12 protein-coding genes are annotated in these 15,931 nt (G+C 32.7%); 8 read left to right on the top strand and 4 right to left on the bottom strand.

Annotation, left to right across the window (positions count from 1 at the left end; translation table 11 throughout):
- Positions 1-199 precede the first annotated feature (199 nt).
- Positions 200-1,702: a TrkH family potassium uptake protein gene (locus tag VDP25_RS05440; RefSeq protein ID WP_334467606.1), complete on the bottom strand. Its 1,503-nt coding sequence runs from the start codon at positions 1,700-1,702 to the stop codon at positions 200-202.
- A gap of 7 nt (positions 1,703-1,709) precedes the next feature.
- Positions 1,710-3,059, bottom strand: a complete 1,350-nt coding sequence (gene trkA, locus VDP25_RS05445; protein WP_334467608.1) for a Trk system potassium transporter TrkA — start codon at positions 3,057-3,059, stop codon at positions 1,710-1,712.
- Positions 3,060-3,286: 227 nt separating this feature from the next.
- On the opposite strand from trkA, the gene ubiE reads away from it, so the two are divergent.
- Complete coding sequence (gene ubiE, locus VDP25_RS05450) at positions 3,287-4,018, top strand: bifunctional demethylmenaquinone methyltransferase/2-methoxy-6-polyprenyl-1,4-benzoquinol methylase UbiE (protein ID WP_215928577.1); 732 nt, start codon at positions 3,287-3,289, stop codon at positions 4,016-4,018.
- A 1-nt stretch (position 4,019) separates the two neighbouring features.
- Positions 4,020-4,736, top strand: a complete 717-nt coding sequence (porT, locus tag VDP25_RS05455) for a type IX secretion/gliding motility protein PorT/SprT (RefSeq protein WP_215928575.1) — start codon at positions 4,020-4,022, stop codon at positions 4,734-4,736.
- On the opposite strand, the gene VDP25_RS05460 is transcribed toward porT, so the two are convergent.
- A complete protein-coding gene (locus VDP25_RS05460) occupies positions 4,723-5,466 on the bottom strand; it encodes a TrmH family RNA methyltransferase (RefSeq protein ID WP_334467612.1) in 744 nt (247 codons plus the stop codon). The two genes, porT and VDP25_RS05460, sit on opposite strands and share 14 nt — an antisense overlap.
- A gap of 314 nt (positions 5,467-5,780) precedes the next feature.
- Between VDP25_RS05460 and tamL the strand changes: the two genes are divergently transcribed.
- The 3 genes from tamL (at position 5,781) to accD (ending at position 10,718) form a co-directional block, all read left to right on the top strand.
- Positions 5,781-8,375, top strand: a complete 2,595-nt coding sequence (tamL, locus tag VDP25_RS05465) for a translocation and assembly module lipoprotein TamL (RefSeq protein WP_334467614.1) — start codon at positions 5,781-5,783, stop codon at positions 8,373-8,375.
- Between the two features lie 174 nt (positions 8,376-8,549).
- Positions 8,550-9,617 (top strand): class II fructose-bisphosphate aldolase, encoded by a 1,068-nt coding sequence (fbaA, locus tag VDP25_RS05470; RefSeq protein ID WP_334467616.1) that lies wholly within the window; start codon positions 8,550-8,552, stop codon positions 9,615-9,617.
- Between the two features lie 243 nt (positions 9,618-9,860).
- Positions 9,861-10,718, top strand: a complete 858-nt coding sequence (gene accD / locus VDP25_RS05475; protein ID WP_215928570.1) for an acetyl-CoA carboxylase, carboxyltransferase subunit beta — start codon at positions 9,861-9,863, stop codon at positions 10,716-10,718.
- Between the two features lie 63 nt (positions 10,719-10,781).
- Here the strand turns inward: accD and VDP25_RS05480 are convergent, their stop codons facing one another.
- A complete protein-coding gene (locus VDP25_RS05480) occupies positions 10,782-11,888 on the bottom strand; it encodes a sensor histidine kinase (protein WP_334467618.1) in 1,107 nt (368 codons plus the stop codon).
- Between the two features lie 193 nt (positions 11,889-12,081).
- Here VDP25_RS05480 and rpsO point away from each other — a divergent pair, with 193 nt between their 5' ends.
- The 3 genes from rpsO to VDP25_RS05495 all read left to right on the top strand — a co-directional run bounded on the left by rpsO (position 12,082) and on the right by VDP25_RS05495 (position 15,811).
- A complete protein-coding gene (gene rpsO, locus VDP25_RS05485) occupies positions 12,082-12,351 on the top strand; it encodes a 30S ribosomal protein S15 (protein WP_215928972.1) in 270 nt (89 codons plus the stop codon).
- Positions 12,352-12,574: 223 nt separating this feature from the next.
- Positions 12,575-14,830 carry a polyribonucleotide nucleotidyltransferase gene (locus VDP25_RS05490; protein WP_334467623.1) on the top strand — a complete coding sequence of 752 codons (2,256 nt, stop codon included), beginning with the start codon at positions 12,575-12,577 and terminating at the stop codon, positions 14,828-14,830.
- 216 nt (positions 14,831-15,046) lie between these two features.
- Complete coding sequence (locus tag VDP25_RS05495; protein WP_334467624.1) at positions 15,047-15,811, top strand: hypothetical protein; 765 nt, start codon at positions 15,047-15,049, stop codon at positions 15,809-15,811.
- Positions 15,812-15,931: the final 120 nt, after the last annotated feature.

Genomic DNA, 15,931 nt, shown 5'->3' on the forward strand with positions numbered 1-15,931 from the left:
ATTTTAAAATAGTAAAAAAAAAGAATAGAATTATTGATTTTCTTTAACCAACGTATAAATAAAAAGTCCTAAACCTATCATTTTAAGAAGTAGGATGAATGGATTAAATTCTAAATCATTTAGAAAAAGCAAAACCGATCCTAGAATTATAAATACTGCCGCTAATAATTTAATTTTATTTACAACCATCCTATTTAATTTATCGATTACGCCAGAAAAAAGGAGTTAACAATATCAAAACTGTAAATAATTCTAATCTACCAATAAGCATTAAAAAAGAAGCCCACCATTTTCCTAAAGGCGGTAAAGCAGCATAATTATTTACAGGTCCAAATTCACCTAATGCTGGCCCTACATTTCCTAAACTAGAGGCCGAAAGTCCTATGGCTGAAGTAAAATCCATATCAAACATTGAAAACACTAAAGCCCCTACAATAAATGACAACATGTAAAGAATAAAGAATCCAAGAACATTGAATACAATATCTTTAGAAACCGATTTACCATTATAACGTACAGGAATAATAGCATTGGGATGTAAAGCACGCTTAAATTCTAAAAAACTATTTTTAATTAAAATTAATTGACGCATTACTTTTACACCACCAGAAGTACTTCCCGCAGAACCACCTAAAAACATCATTCCAAAAAAGAATACTGTCAAAAATGGAGTCCACATAGTATAATCTGCACTTACAAAACCTGTTGTTGTAATTACAGTCAACACCTGAAATAGAGCATGTCTTAATGCACTTTCGGCTTCTCCTAAAACCATTGGGTGTGTTATGGTGGACTGAGACACATCTGCTTTAAAATAGATTAAAACGGCCGCGATTAGAGTAAAAATGATAATAAATTTAAAATAGAGTTTAAATTCTTCATCTTTTAAAATTTTAGAAACTTTACCTTTAAAAAGATAGTAACTTAATACAAAATTAGTACCAGCCAAAAACATAAAGAATATAATAATATACTGTATTAACGGATTATCATTCCAATAAGCAACACTAGCATTTTTAGTAGAAAAACCACCTGTAGATAATGTACTCAACGCATGATTTACAGCGTCAAAAAAAGACATACCTGCAAGTTGCAATAGTAATGTTTCTGCCACGGTATAACCAACGTAAATAAGCCATAATCGTTTAGCCGTATCTGTTATTCTTGGGTGCAATTTATCTGCACTCGGCCCAGGAGCTTCAGCTGTAAATAATTGCATGCCCCCAACACCAAGCAAAGGCAATATCGCAATCGCTAAAACAATAATCCCCATACCACCTATCCAATGTGTCATACTTCGCCAAAACAAAACACCTTTTGGCACTATTTCAATATCATTTAAAATACTAGCACCGGTAGTTGTATAGCCAGACATGGTTTCAAAAAAAGCATCTGTGAACGAAGGAATAGCTTCTGTCGCAATATAAGGTAAGGCGCCGGTTATTGACATCACAATCCAACCGAAGGCAACGACGATATAACCTTCGCGCTTATTCATTTCCTTACGATGGTTTTTTGTTCTAAACATTGCCAAAACACCAATTAAAAATGTTGTAACACCTGCTAAAAACAATTGAAACGTAACACCATCTTTATAAATAAAACTTATCAACGTTGCGATAAGCATAAAACCACCATTAAACAGTAATAGCAACCCTAGGAAATGGAAAATAATCTTATAATTAAGTTTTATTCTAGACATGCTCTTATTAAGAAAAAAAACGTTCTACTTCAGAAATAGACCGAGGCAAACAACAAACTACAACACGGTCACCAGGTTGAATTTTGAAACTTCCTAATGGAATTGATCCTTTTCCATCTCTAATTACACCACCAATGATCGCGGATTTTGGAAATTTTACATCTTTAATAACCTTATTCGTAATTTTAGATTTTTCCTTAACCACAAACTCTAAAAGTTCTGCATTCATATTGGTTAATTTAGTCATGGCTACAACCTCTCCTTTTCTAATGTATCTAAAGATATTATTTGCCGCTAATAACTTTTTGTTGATTAAAGTATCAATCCCAATTGATTGCGATAATTGATAGTAATCCATATTTTCAACCAAGGCTATAGTTTTCTTTACACCTTTAGACTTTGCTAAAAGGCACGACATAATATTGGTTTCAGAATTACCCGTAACAGCAATAAAGGCATCCATATCTGAAATATTTTCTTCATCTAAAATGTCCACATTTCTGCCATCACCGCAAATAACTAAAGCACTTGGTATATCTTCTGCTAATTCTTCAGCTTTACCTCTTCTACTTTCTACCAGTTTCACATTAAACTTACTCGAACACAAATCTTTAGCCGTTTGAAAGCCTATTTGACTTCCTCCAAGAACCATAACATTTTTAATCGTAACTTTAACTTTTCCTGATAATTTAAATAATTCCTCATCACCACTTTTAGAAGTCATAAAAACAACTTTATCGCCTTCTTTAAAAATAGTATCACCACGAGGTATTATAGTATATTGCGTTCCCAATCGTTGAATTGCAATAGGGATAAAATTTAATTCCGGATAAATTTCGGCAGCTTCTTTTACTGTTTTATCAACAAAGGTTGCTGTTCGAGACAAACGTAAACCCAACATGGTTAATGCTCCGTTTTCAAACTCATAGGTATCATTAAAACCATACTGATTTAAAAGTAATCCTATTTCAGAAGCAGCCAAAGATTCTGGTGAAATTAATTCATCAATCCCAAATTTTGAAAACCCAACCGTTTCTTTATTATCTATAAATTCGGTATTAGAAATACGAGCTATCGTTCGTTTAGCTCCAAGTTGTTTTGCTAACACACAAGCTGTAATATTTGTGGTTTCAGAAGATGTAACCGCAATAAAAAGAGCTGCAGTATCTATTCGCGCATCTCTTAAAATAGCAATAGATGTAGCATCGCCTTTAATAGTTTTGATATCTAAATGCTCACCAGCATATCCTAAACTCTCTTTTTTTGTATCAATTAAAGTGATTTCTTGCGACTCGTAAGACAACAATTTTGCCAAATGAAATCCTACTTCTCCTGCACCTGCAATAATTATTTTCATGTGTTTACATTTATTGTTTTTAAAAAGTCACATGCGGCTCGCAATTAATCATACCCTTAGGCTGATCTCTTTTTGAACATGCTCGTTTCATTTTACTTCATTGAAATAAGCGTACAAATATACTAAGAAGTTATAAGTGCAACCAAAAGTTGCAGATTAATAAGTGGCTAAAGCATTTAAAGTTATAAGTAGTTATAACTTCTTAGTATATTTGCAAAAAATTTTTAATGACCAAAAAAATAAATCCATATAAGGACAGTGACCAAACCAAAAAGGTTCAGGTTACTAAAATGTTCGATACAATATCTAAAGAATACGATGGCTTAAACCGTGTCATCTCTTTTGGTGTTGATGTCAAATGGAGAAACAAAGTTGTAGAATTAGTGGCTAAAAATAATCCTGAAAACATTCTTGATATTGCTACAGGAACAGGCGATTTAGCGATTAGTTTAACAACAACAAATGCTAAAGAGATCATTGGATTAGATATTAGCGATGGCATGTTAGAAGTTGGACGCAAAAAAATTAAAGCAAAGCAATTAGATAACGTAATCTCGATGGTTATTGGAGATTCTGAAGATTTGCCTTTTGAAGACAACACTTTTGATGCTATTACTGTAGCATTTGGAGTTCGTAATTTTGAACACTTAGAAAAAGGACTAGCAGAAATTTTAAGAGTCTTAAAACCCAATGGTATTTTCGTTATTTTGGAAACTTCAGTACCTACTAACCCTATTTATAAAGCAGGCTACAACTTCCATTGTAAACTAATTATGCCAACTATAGGAAAATTATTTTCTAAAGATAAAGTGGCCTATAGTTACCTCAGTGAATCGGCCTCTGTTTTCCCTTATGGAGAAGCTTTAAACAATATTTTATCAAAAATTGGGTTTATTAATGTGGAACACAAACCACAAACTATGGGAGTAGCGACAATCTACTCAGCATCTAAAGCATAATATGAGGAAAATAATATATCTAGTACTATTTTTATTAACGTGTCAAAACGTTACTGCTCAACTTTTTACCAAAGAAAAGGTGGCTAATAACCCAGACAATATTGATCAAAAGTTTTTGTCTTGGGGATATTTCATTGGTTTTAATCAGTATGACTTTAATTTTGATTATAATGAAAACTTAGAAGATATTCTGGTTGATAAGTCTTTTGGTTTTCATTTAGGACTTATTGGAGACATGAGAATTAATGATTATTTAAATTTAAGATTAGAACCTGGTGTTTTCTTTACCACTAGGAATTTGCGTTATGACGAAAGTTATTTTGAAGGCATGGAGTTTAATGATTCTGATTTGCTAAGAGAAGTCAAATCTACTTACGTTCACATTCCACTATTATTAAAAGTATCTACCAAACGTATTAACAATTTTAAACCCTTTATTATTGGAGGGATTTCTACCGCTTTAAACCTGTCTAGTAATCAAGACAACCCAAACGACAATAGTTCTGGAGAATTTAGAATGACAAAAAACACGTTTTTCTATGAACTTGGTTTTGGTATAGACCTTTACCTACTCTATTTTAAATTCACCCCTTCAATTCGTGGTGTTTTTGCTATGAATGATGAAATCGTTAAAGATGTAGATCCCAACAGTCCGTGGACAGGTAATATTTCTAAAATGCAAACTAGAGGCATTTTTATTAATTTTACGTTTCAATAGTACGTCTCCTAAATTCGCTTAACAGTATTGCTGTGGCATTGGCCACATTTAAACTTTCTGTTGCTTTAATATGACCAAATTGAGGAATTGTTACTTTCCTTGACACCTCGGCTTCAATGGATTCTGAAATGCCGTTGGCCTCATTCCCTAATACAATTATACCTTTAGTAGGTAAATCTGCAGTGTAGATATTTTCTCCTTCTAAAAAAGTACCAAAAACAGTAGTCTTACAAGATGTTAAATAGTCGTTTAAGTTCACATATTGCACATTTACCCGCGTTAAAGAGCCCATTGTAGCTTGTACAACTTTAGGATTGTAGCAATCTACAGTATTATAACTACAGACCAAATCTTTAACACCATACCAATCGCAAAGCCTAATTATTGTTCCTAAATTACCTGGATCTCTTACATCATCTAAAGCGACAATCAACCCCTTTTCTTGTGTTGATTCTTGGTTTGAAATTTCGAAAACAGCTAAGGCTGTATTAGGATTTTTTAATGCTGAAATTTTTTTTAATTCAACTTCTGAAATTTCAAAAACTAAATCTTTCGGAGCCTCAAAAATGGATTTTGTCGTAAATAAACTTTTCAACTTAAAATCAGATTTTAGAAATTCTGAAATCCCTTTTATACCTTCAACTATAAACAACCGTTCTAGTTGCCTGTTCTTTTTTTGACTTAACCCCTTTATTAACTTTATTTGATTCTTTGATAACGCTGAACTCATCGTAATTTTTTCTGATTTGTTGCAAAATAATCATTTTGCTCTCATATTTCATCTTTTTATGACTTTGTAACACTAGTACGAAGTATAAAAAAGAATTCTTCTAAAAACAAAAGCATCATTTTTAGTTTAAATAAAAAAAGTGAACATGAGTTCTTTAAAATGTCTTTACATTTGTTAGACGAAACCCATAATACTAATTAATAAATCTTTTTTAGTGTTGTTTGATTTCTAAATTAAAGTGATTGCTATTTCATAACAAGAAATGGTATTATTTTTGTTTCATTAACACGTCATTTAAAATTAAGATATCTCAATTGAGTTTACAAGATTTCACTTTAATACCATTTACCAATTACAATGTGCGACACCGCAATGTGTTGCTTTGGCTATGTATTATATTACTAAGCTCTTGTAACGTCGTAAAACGTGTTAAAGCAGACGAACATCTTATAACAAGTAATACCATCTTAGAGGATGGAGATAAAATAAATAGTGAACGCATTAACAATATCATTACACAACGCACCAATTCTGGTATGCGAAAGTTTTTTGGGTTTCCTTTAAAACTCTATATCTACAATCTCGCTAGACCTAACATAGATTCTATAATCAATGCTAATATTTTAAGTGACTCGTCTAAAGTAAAACGAAAAACCGCACTTCTCTCCAAAAAGCAATTTGATAATCTTATTGAATCTAAACGCAATTTTAATGCTTGGTTAAAACGCACGGGTGAAGCTCCTGTAATTTATGATGAAAACAAAACCATTAAAACTGTTAGCAATCTTAGAAAGTATTACTATAGTAAAGGATGGTTTAACAACGAAATAACTTACGAGGTAGAAAAAGACAGTAATAAACTTGCCCAAGTAACTTACAAAGTCACAAAACATAAGCCTTATATTTTAGATTCGCTAAAACCTTTTATAAGTAGTCCTGCCATTGATTCGCTCTACAATAAATTTAGTAAAACAACATTACTAAAAAAAGGAGAACAATACGACGAACAAAATTATGAGAACGAACGCGAACGTATTAACAGTTATTTGAGAAATGCTGGTTTTTATTATTTTGGACAAGATTATATCCGTTTTGAAATGGATACAATTAAGACAAATCATAAAGTCCATACCGATTTAATTATAGCCAACAGAACCATTAGAGGTGATGATTCTACAACCACAACACCTTTTAAAATTTACAAAATAAAAGAGGTTAATATTTTTACAGATGATAATTTTAATAACCGCTTTAAACCTATAGTAGACACAACAACATACAAAGACTTTAACCTCTACAGTAAAGAAAAATTAAGGTTTAGACCCAAAGCACTAACTGATGCTGTTTTTATTAATAAAGGCGACATTTATAGTGATTTAGCACGAAGTAGAACGTCGCGTTACCTCAACGATTTACAAATGTTTAGATACCCAAACATAGAGTATATTGAAAACGAAGAAGACACGACATTAACCGCCAATATTTTTTTAGAACCTAAGAAAAAATACGCTTTAAGTTTTGATCCTGAAATTAATCAAAGTAACATACAAACCATAGGCTTCTCTTTTAGCACAGGTTTAAAAATTAGGAATATTTTTAAAGGTGCAGAAACTTTGGAAATCTCTGGAATTGCAGCTATTGGAGCTTCAAAAAACAGAAATGATCCTGAAGCTGCTTTTTTTGACATTAATGAATTTGGTGGTAATATTCGTCTAACAATCCCACGATTATTTAGTCCTTTTAATACAGACAAAATCATCCCTAAGTATACGTCTCCAAGTACCATTATAAATGTTTCAGCTACGAGCCAACAAAATATAGGTTTAGATAAACAAACGCTTTCTGGTATGTTTAGTTACAATTGGTCTCCATCTAATACTGTAACTAATACCTTAGAATTGTTTAATGTAAATTTTGTAAAAAACTTAAATACAAGTAACTACTTTGGAGTCTACCAAAATTCTTTTGGACGCTTAAATTCTATTGCTCAAGATATAGGATATATAGGTAATGACAGCAGTTTGTATGATGAAACATCAACAACAAACAGGTACGAACCTGCAGATGTCTTCATCAATGAGGTTTTGGCTGGCAATACAAGCTTAACATCAAATGATGATGACTATTTAACCGTAAACAACATCGAAGAACGCAAAGAGCGACTCACAGAAAACAACCTTATTTTTTCTACAAGTTTTAATTATAAAAAAGACAAGCGTAAAAACATCTTTGATAACGATTTCTCTGTTTTTAAATGGCGAATTGAATTAGCTGGCAATTTACTATCTAATATTTCTAGTATTTTAGGATCACCTAAAAACGATGCCGATAATTACGAAATTTTTGGAGTGGCATTTTCGCAATACATAAAAACAGATATAGACTATGTAAAATATGTAGATTTAGGCAGAAAAAATGTATTAGCTTTTCGTGGTTATGCAGGTATTGCTATTCCTTATGGCAATTCTAATAGTATTCCTTTTTCAAAAAGTTTTTTTGCAGGAGGTCCTAACGACAATAGAGCATGGACAGCTTATAATTTAGGACCTGGAGGATCTAAATCTACAAACGAATTTAACGAAGCCAACTTTAAACTTCATTTAAGCGCAGAACAGCGCTTTAGTTTATTTGGCGCATTTAGAGGTGCTGTGTTTATAGATGCTGGTAATATTTGGAATGTTTTAGATAACGTAGAAGAAGACGCAGCCACCTTAACCAGTTTCGATTCTTTAAAAAATATTGCAATAGGCTCAGGCTTTGGTTTGCGTTACGATTTTGACTTCTTTGTGCTGCGTTTTGATATTGGCTTTAAAACTTACGACCCTTCTAATGATGAAGGCAATCGCTGGTTTAAAACCTATAACTTTAGAAATGCAGTTTACAACATTGGTATTAACTATCCTTTCTAAATTTTAATAAAAATCCTTTTGAAGTTTTTCATTATAAGATTTAATCATTCTTTTTTAGAAAAACTTAAACCGCATTAAAAACGATAACGTTTTCGGTTATTTATGGCAATTCTCGTCTAATAAATACTCAAAATTATGTATTTTTGATATCTAAACTTTTTCAATTATAAAATTATGAGTCATAATATTAAACCTGGAGTTGCAACCGGAAGAGACGTTCAAAATATTTTTAAACTAGCTAAGGAAAAAGGCTTTGCCTTACCTGCAGTAAATGTTATTGGGTCTAGTTCTATAAATGGTGTTTTAGAAACTGCAAAAGCATTAAATGCACCAGTCATTATTCAATTTTCTAATGGTGGAGGCGTTTTTAATGCTGGTAAAGGTTTAAGCAACGACAACCAAAAAGCTGCCATTGCAGGTTCTATTGCTGGAGCAAAACATGTGCACCAAATGGCCGAAGCTTATGGAGTACCTGTAATTTTACATACAGACCATTGCGCTAAAAAATTATTACCTTGGATTGATGGTTTATTAGATGCTAGTGAGCAACATTTTAAAGAAACAGGAAAACCACTTTACAGTTCTCACATGATTGATTTGTCTGAAGAACCAATTGAAGAAAATATCGAAATTTGTAAACAATACCTATCGCGTATGAGCAAAATGGGTATGACTTTAGAAATTGAATTGGGTATTACAGGCGGTGAAGAAGATGGTGTTGATAATACAGATGTTGATGATTCTAAACTATACACACAACCTGAAGAAGTAGCTTACGCATATGAAGAGCTAAGTAAAATAAGCGATCAATTTACTATTGCTGCTGCTTTTGGTAATGTTCACGGTGTTTACAAACCTGGTAACGTAAAATTAACTCCAAAAATCTTAAAGAATTCTCAAGATTATATTTCAAAAAAATACGGTGTTGGTCATAACCATATCGATTTTGTCTTTCATGGCGGATCTGGTTCTACAGTTGAAGAAATCAGAGAAGGTATTAGCTATGGCGTTATAAAAATGAATATCGATACAGATATGCAATATGCCTTTATGAGTGGTGTAAGAGATTATATTCAAGATAAAAAAGACTATTTGCAAACACAAATTGGTAATCCAGACGGAGACGATCTTCCTAACAAAAAGTATTACGACCCTCGTGTTTGGCTTCGTAAAGGTGAAGAAGCTTTTGTTGCAAGACTTAAAAAAGCATTCGAAGATTTAAATAATGTAGACACATTATAATTTTTTTTCAACAACTTTTAAAACCCGTCAGAACTTAAAATCAGAGTTTTAGCGGGTTTTTTATTTATATATAATTTCATTTTTTGAGATAGCTATTCCTATTTTTGAGTTATATTTAATAAAATAGTAATTTTGTACACTTTGCATTTGCAAATTATAACGAATTAAAAGTAGCGATTACTGATTATTAAAATCGTAAACCTATCCTTAGTATAATCTAAGGATTAAAATTGTAACCTTAATATGGCTTGGTTTAAAAGAAAAGATAAAGGCATTCAAACCTCAACAGAGGAAAAAAAAGATACTCCCAAAGGACTTTGGTATAAATCTCCTACTGGAAAAATAATAGACACCAAAGAACTAGAACAAAATTTTTATGTAAGTCCAGAAGATGGCTACCACGTAAGAATTGGAAGTAATGAGTATTTTCAAATTCTGTTTGATGATAATAAATTCAAGGAATTAGACGCGAACTTAACGTCTAAAGATCCTTTAAAATTTGAAGACACTAAGAAATATCCAGACCGTTTAAAAGCGGCTCAAGCTAAAACAAACCTAAAGGACGCAGTACGTACTGCAGTTGGTAAATCTAAAGGCAATGATTTAGTTATTGCTTGTATGGACTTTAGCTTTATTGGTGGTTCTATGGGGTCTGTGGTAGGTGAAAAAATTGCCAGAGCTGCAGATTATGCCCTAAAAAAGAAAACTCCTTTAATGATTATTAGTAAATCTGGTGGAGCACGTATGATGGAAGCTGCTTTATCTCTGATGCAGTTAGCAAAAACATCTGTTAAACTTGCTCAGCTCGCAGATGCTGGTATCCCTTATATTTCATTATGTACAGATCCTACAACTGGAGGTACAACAGCTTCGTTTGCAATGTTAGGAGATATTAATATCTCAGAACCGGGAGCATTAATTGGTTTTGCAGGCCCTAGAATTGTAAGAGATACAACGGGTAAAGAATTACCTGAAGGATTTCAAACTTCAGAATTTTTATTAGAACATGGCTTTTTAGATTTTATAACCCATCGTAAAGATTTAAAATCAAAAGTGAATTTGTATATCGATTTAATAAAAAATCAACCGATACGATCATAAAAAAAACAAAAAGAGGTGTAATCAACCTCTTTTTTTTGTTTTAATAACTAACGTGTTACCGTATTAAGCTTTCTTAAAAAATATAGAAAACTCAGTTCCAACATCTACTTCACTCTGCACTTCTACTTTGCCGCCTAAAGATTCAATATGATTTTTAGTAAGAAAAAGACCAATGCCAATGGCGTCTTCATTATTGTGAAACGTTTTATACATCTCAAAAAGCCGATCTCCAAACTTATTTAAATCTATCCCAAGTCCATTATCCTTAATTACCAATACCACAACATCGGCTTCAATTCGAGAGCTTAATTCTATAATTGGATGTCTTTTTTCAGATTTGTACTTAATAGCATTTGTAAGAAAGTTTAGAATTATACTATCAAGATAGGCTGGAATGCCTTTTACACAAACATCTTCATCAATTTCGTTATAAATTATGGCTTCTGCATTTTGAGCTAAAGCAATAATATTATAAGTCGCTTTTTCGGCATAATCATATAAATTAAGAACCTGCATTTTAGAAGCATCAATTTCTTTAATTTTTGCTACTTGAGTTAAATGAGCAACGGTTTCCTGTAAATTCTCAACAGCTTGTTTTAATAATTGAAAATTCTCATTTTGGTTTAAAACAGAAAAATCTTCCTCTAAAAAATCGGTAAGAACAGATAAATTACCAGAGTGCGATCTTAGATTATGAGTCACAATATTAGCAAAAGATCGCAACCTATCATTTTGTTCTTCGGCAACACTAAGCATCAATTTTAACTTATCTTGATTTTTTTGCCTCTTAGTAATATCTGTAAATTGCCAAATCATGTGTGCACGTCCTTCCTTAAAATAAACCAAGGACACATAGATTAACAACCAAATAATGGAACCGTCTTTATGGAAATAGCGTTGTTTTACACGATACTTATCAATTTTACCATTTATAAGTTTTTCGTATTTATGCTCGTGTACACCAAGATCTTGAGCATAGACAATATTATTAATGTCCATATTAAAAAGCTCCCATCTTGTATATCCAAAAATATCGCAGATACTCTCGTTAACCTTTAACCAATTTCCATCTAAGCTTACGATAGCAATACCATTATAAGTATTATTAAATATACGCTCTAAAACATCGTGCGCATTAGAAGAATCCTGTAGATGATTTGAAACTTTCATACATTATATTTAATAAGGATTAAACCATATGAAAGCTATCAGTTAATAAGGGTTTGTTGCTTTAAATTATTTCTAATCGTAATTTCAACATCAAAAAGTTACGAAAAAAATACCAAATCACAAAAAAATAGTATATTTGCCGCTCGAAAGAGAAGCTTTCGTGTACATAACAATCATTTACAATAATATTAGAATGTATTTAGACCCAAAAGAAAAAGAAGCCATTTTTAAAAAACATGGCAAAAACGAAAAAGACACAGGTTCTGCAGAAGGGCAAATTGCTTTATTCACTTACAGAATCAATTACTTAACTGAGCACTTAAAAAACAATCGTAAAGATTTTAATACTGAGCGTTCATTAGTAAAGTTAGTAGGTAAGCGTCGTGCTTTATTAGATTACTTAACTAAGAAAGATATTTTAAGATATCGTGCGATAGTAAAAGAATTAGGATTAAGAAAATAATCTCAATAAAAAGACCACGCCTAACAGCGTGGTTTTTTGTTATATAACAACTCGGTTTTGGACGAGTATAAAAACCAAAATTGAAGAAGCTAGATCTTGAATCGACTTCAGGACTAACAGTTTTTCATTGGTCATACAACAACTACTACACAACAACACAACGACCATTGTTTAACATTATTCTAACGAGCAATAATGCGTTAGAATTAGAATTAAAAAATTTATGATTCCAAAGGTATTTAAAGAGGTCATTGACCTTGGTGATGGTAGAGAAATTTCTATCGAAACTGGAAAATTAGCAAAACAGGCACATGGTTCTGTTGTTGTTCAATCAGGAAAATGTATGTTATTATGTACAGTTGTTTCCAACTACGAGCAAAAAGATGTTAACTTTTTGCCATTAACAGTAGATTACAGAGAAAAATTTGCTGCTGCAGGCCGTTATCCAGGTGGTTTCTTTAAAAGAGAAGCAAGACCTAGTGATGGAGAAGTATTAACCATGCGTTTAGTGGATCGTGTTTTACGTCCGTTATTCCCAAAAGATTACCATTCTGAAACTCAGGTAATGATTCAATTAATGTCTCATGACCCAGAAGTAATGCCAGATGCAATGGCAGGTTTAGCAGCTTCGGCAGCTATTCAATTATCAGATTTCCCATTTGAATGCCCAATTTCTGAAGCTAGAGTTGGTCGTGTTAATGGAGAATTCATCATTAACCCAACATTTGCTCAATTAGAAGAGTCTGACATCGATATGATGATTGGAGCTTCTGCAGATTCTGTAATGATGGTAGAAGGTGAAATGGATGAAATTTCTGAAGAAGAAATGGCAGATGCTATTAAGTTTGCTCACGAAGCAATTAAAGTACAATGTGCTGCTCAAGTAAGATTAGCAGAAGCCTTTGGAAAGAAAGCAACTCGTGAATACGAACCAGAAAGAGAAGACAAAGATTTAGAGAAGAAAGTACATGACATGGCATACGATAAAGTATATGCTATTGCAAAAGCTGGATCTTCTAAGCACGAAAGAAGTGCTGCTTTTCAACAAATAAAAGAAGATATTATAGCTACATTTTCTGAAGAAGAATTAGCAGATTATGGTGGTTTAGTATCTGAGTATTACCGCAAAGCAGAAAAAGCGGCTATTAGAGATTTAACCTTAAACGAAGGCTTACGTTTAGATGGTCGTAAAACTGACGAAATCAGACCAATCTGGTGTGAGGTAGATTACTTACCATCAACACATGGTTCTGCAATCTTTACACGTGGAGAAACGCAAGCATTAGCTACAGTAACTTTAGGTACTTCTAGAGATGCAAACCAAATAGATATGCCTTCTCAAGAAGGTGAAGAGCGTTTCTATTTACACTATAACTTCCCTCCGTTTTGTACAGGTGAAGCAAGACCTATTCGTGGAACGTCTCGTAGAGAAGTTGGACATGGTAACTTAGCACAACGTGCGTTAAAAGGTATGGTGCCAGACGAGAGTCCTTACACTGTAAGAATAGTATCTGAAGTTTTAGAATCTAACGGTTCTTCTTCTATGGCAACTGTTTGTGCTGGTACAATGGCATTAATGGATGCTGGTGTACAAATGACAAAACCGGTTTCTGGTATTGCTATGGGATTAATTTCTGATGCCGATTCTGGAAAATACGCTGTATTATCTGATATCTTAGGAGATGAAGATCACCTTGGTGATATGGATTTTAAAGTAACAGGTACTGCAGATGGTATTACAGCTTGTCAAATGGACATTAAAGTAAAAGGTCTGTCTTACGAAATTCTTGTAAATGCACTAAAACAAGCTCGTAATGGTCGTTTACATATCTTAGAAAAATTAACAGATACCATTGCTACACCAAACGCAAATGTTAAAGAACATGCGCCTACAATGGTAACAAGACGTATTCCTAATGAATTCATTGGAGCTTTAATTGGTCCTGGTGGAAAAGTAATTCAGGAAATGCAAAAAGAAACTGAGACAACTATCGTTATTAACGAAGACCCAGTGACTGAAGAAGGTATTGTTGAAATTTTAGGAGTTGGTAAAAAAGGTATCGATGCTGTAATGGCAAAAATTGATGCTATTTTATTTAAGCCTGAAGTTGGTAGCATTTACGAAGTAAAAGTAATTAAGATGTTAGATTTTGGTGCTGTAGTAGAATATACAGCTGCACCAGGAAACGAAGTATTATTACACGTATCTGAATTAGCTTGGGAACGTACAGAAAATGTATCTGATGTGGTAAACATGGGAGATGTTTTTGATGTTAAATACTTCGGTATCGATTCTAGAACACGTAAAGAAAAAGTATCTCGTAAGGCAATCTTACCAAAACCTGAAGGTTATGTAGCAAGACCACCAAGAGATGACAAACGTTCTGGTGGACGTGATAATAACAGAGGAAGAGATAATCGTGGACGTGATAACAGACGTGATGATCGCAAACCTAGAGAAGATAAGAAAGAAGATTAATTTCTAATTTCTTTTTATATAAATTAAACCTGTCAAGTTTTTAAGCCTGACAGGTTTTTTTATGCGCTCTATTTTGGTTATTTCAGAAATACCAAATGCAATAGTATAATCAACTAGGCTTGTTTATCATTAGACTATAAAATACCCATTATCAGGTATAGGAGTAACTATTTTGCTTATTTAATTTTGAATACTATGAATTGTAAAGCCACAATTATGAAAATCAAAATATTTTTTATCGCAATAATGAGTTACGTTTTCTTGCTATGTAGTTGTAGTAAAAATACTAATGATGGAAATTCCAATTGTGAAGCCCCTCTTACAATTGCAACATCTGTATTCCCTTTAGGCACTGGTGTAATTAATTATAGAGATGAAGCTTACTGCTTTGGAGATTCGCTTTTATGTACCGCAGTTCCAAATTTAAATTATGAATTTTTTGAATGGGAATTAGGCAGCAAATCTCCTCATTCGCCTCCCGGAAACTCCGCATACTTTTATATTTATGATGAAGAAAGTTCTCATATTAGTGCAAAGTTTAGAGCAATAGACAATTCATTTATTAGTTCTAGTCTAAATTTCCCCGAAAGCTTTACTTGTGATACGGATAGGTATCCAGCATGTGAAGTAAGAGTCGAAAGGTATTATGTTTCAATCGGAATGACTGGAGTTTACGCAACTGGTCCACAAGTTATTGTCGGAGTGTTAGGTGATGGTATGCATACAGGCATGACCTACCAATTAGAAGACGGTTTGGTGTCGGTTTCTTATGATCCAGATACATCAGTTAATTATGATGAATTTGACGACGCATGGTGGGCTTATAATGTAGATTTTGGGTCGTTTACAGTAAATTATATAAGCCCTGAAACAAATACCGTAGAAATAACATTTAATAATGTGTACCTTGAGAATTTGGACGACGAAGGAGAGTATTTATCTGGAACCATTAGTGCTCAAGGACTTATACCTATTGATTAAGCGTATTATTGTTAGATTTACATAAGTAATTGCTTAAGCCAACAGTTTTAGTTGTAATGTTAAATAAAACTCAAAAAAAATCTAAACTGTAATATTAAACGTACATCTGTTTTAATCATC

It is taken from the genome of Winogradskyella sp. ECml5-4, assembly GCF_036903175.1.
Lineage (GTDB): Bacteria > Bacteroidota > Bacteroidia > Flavobacteriales > Flavobacteriaceae > Winogradskyella > Winogradskyella damuponensis.

Bases quoted from the DNA above. Each gene is read 5' to 3' on its own strand.
- VDP25_RS05460 (WP_334467612.1), bottom strand. From the start codon at position 5,466: ATGAGTTCAGCGTTATCAAAGAATCAAATAAAGTTAATAAAGGGGTTA.
- VDP25_RS05440 (WP_334467606.1), bottom strand. From the start codon at position 1,702: ATGTCTAGAATAAAACTTAATTATAAGATTATTTTCCATTTCCTAGGG.
- VDP25_RS05490 (WP_334467623.1), top strand. From the start codon at position 12,575: ATGATTCCAAAGGTATTTAAAGAGGTCATTGACCTTGGTGATGGTAGA.
- VDP25_RS05495 (WP_334467624.1), top strand. From the start codon at position 15,047: ATGAAAATCAAAATATTTTTTATCGCAATAATGAGTTACGTTTTCTTG.
- fbaA (WP_334467616.1), top strand. From the start codon at position 8,550: ATGAGTCATAATATTAAACCTGGAGTTGCAACCGGAAGAGACGTTCAA.
- rpsO (WP_215928972.1), top strand. From the start codon at position 12,082: ATGTATTTAGACCCAAAAGAAAAAGAAGCCATTTTTAAAAAACATGGC.
- trkA (WP_334467608.1), bottom strand. From the start codon at position 3,059: ATGAAAATAATTATTGCAGGTGCAGGAGAAGTAGGATTTCATTTGGCA.
- porT (WP_215928575.1), top strand. From the start codon at position 4,020: ATGAGGAAAATAATATATCTAGTACTATTTTTATTAACGTGTCAAAAC.
- VDP25_RS05480 (WP_334467618.1), bottom strand. From the start codon at position 11,888: ATGAAAGTTTCAAATCATCTACAGGATTCTTCTAATGCGCACGATGTT.
- ubiE (WP_215928577.1), top strand. From the start codon at position 3,287: ATGACCAAAAAAATAAATCCATATAAGGACAGTGACCAAACCAAAAAG.
- accD (WP_215928570.1), top strand. From the start codon at position 9,861: ATGGCTTGGTTTAAAAGAAAAGATAAAGGCATTCAAACCTCAACAGAG.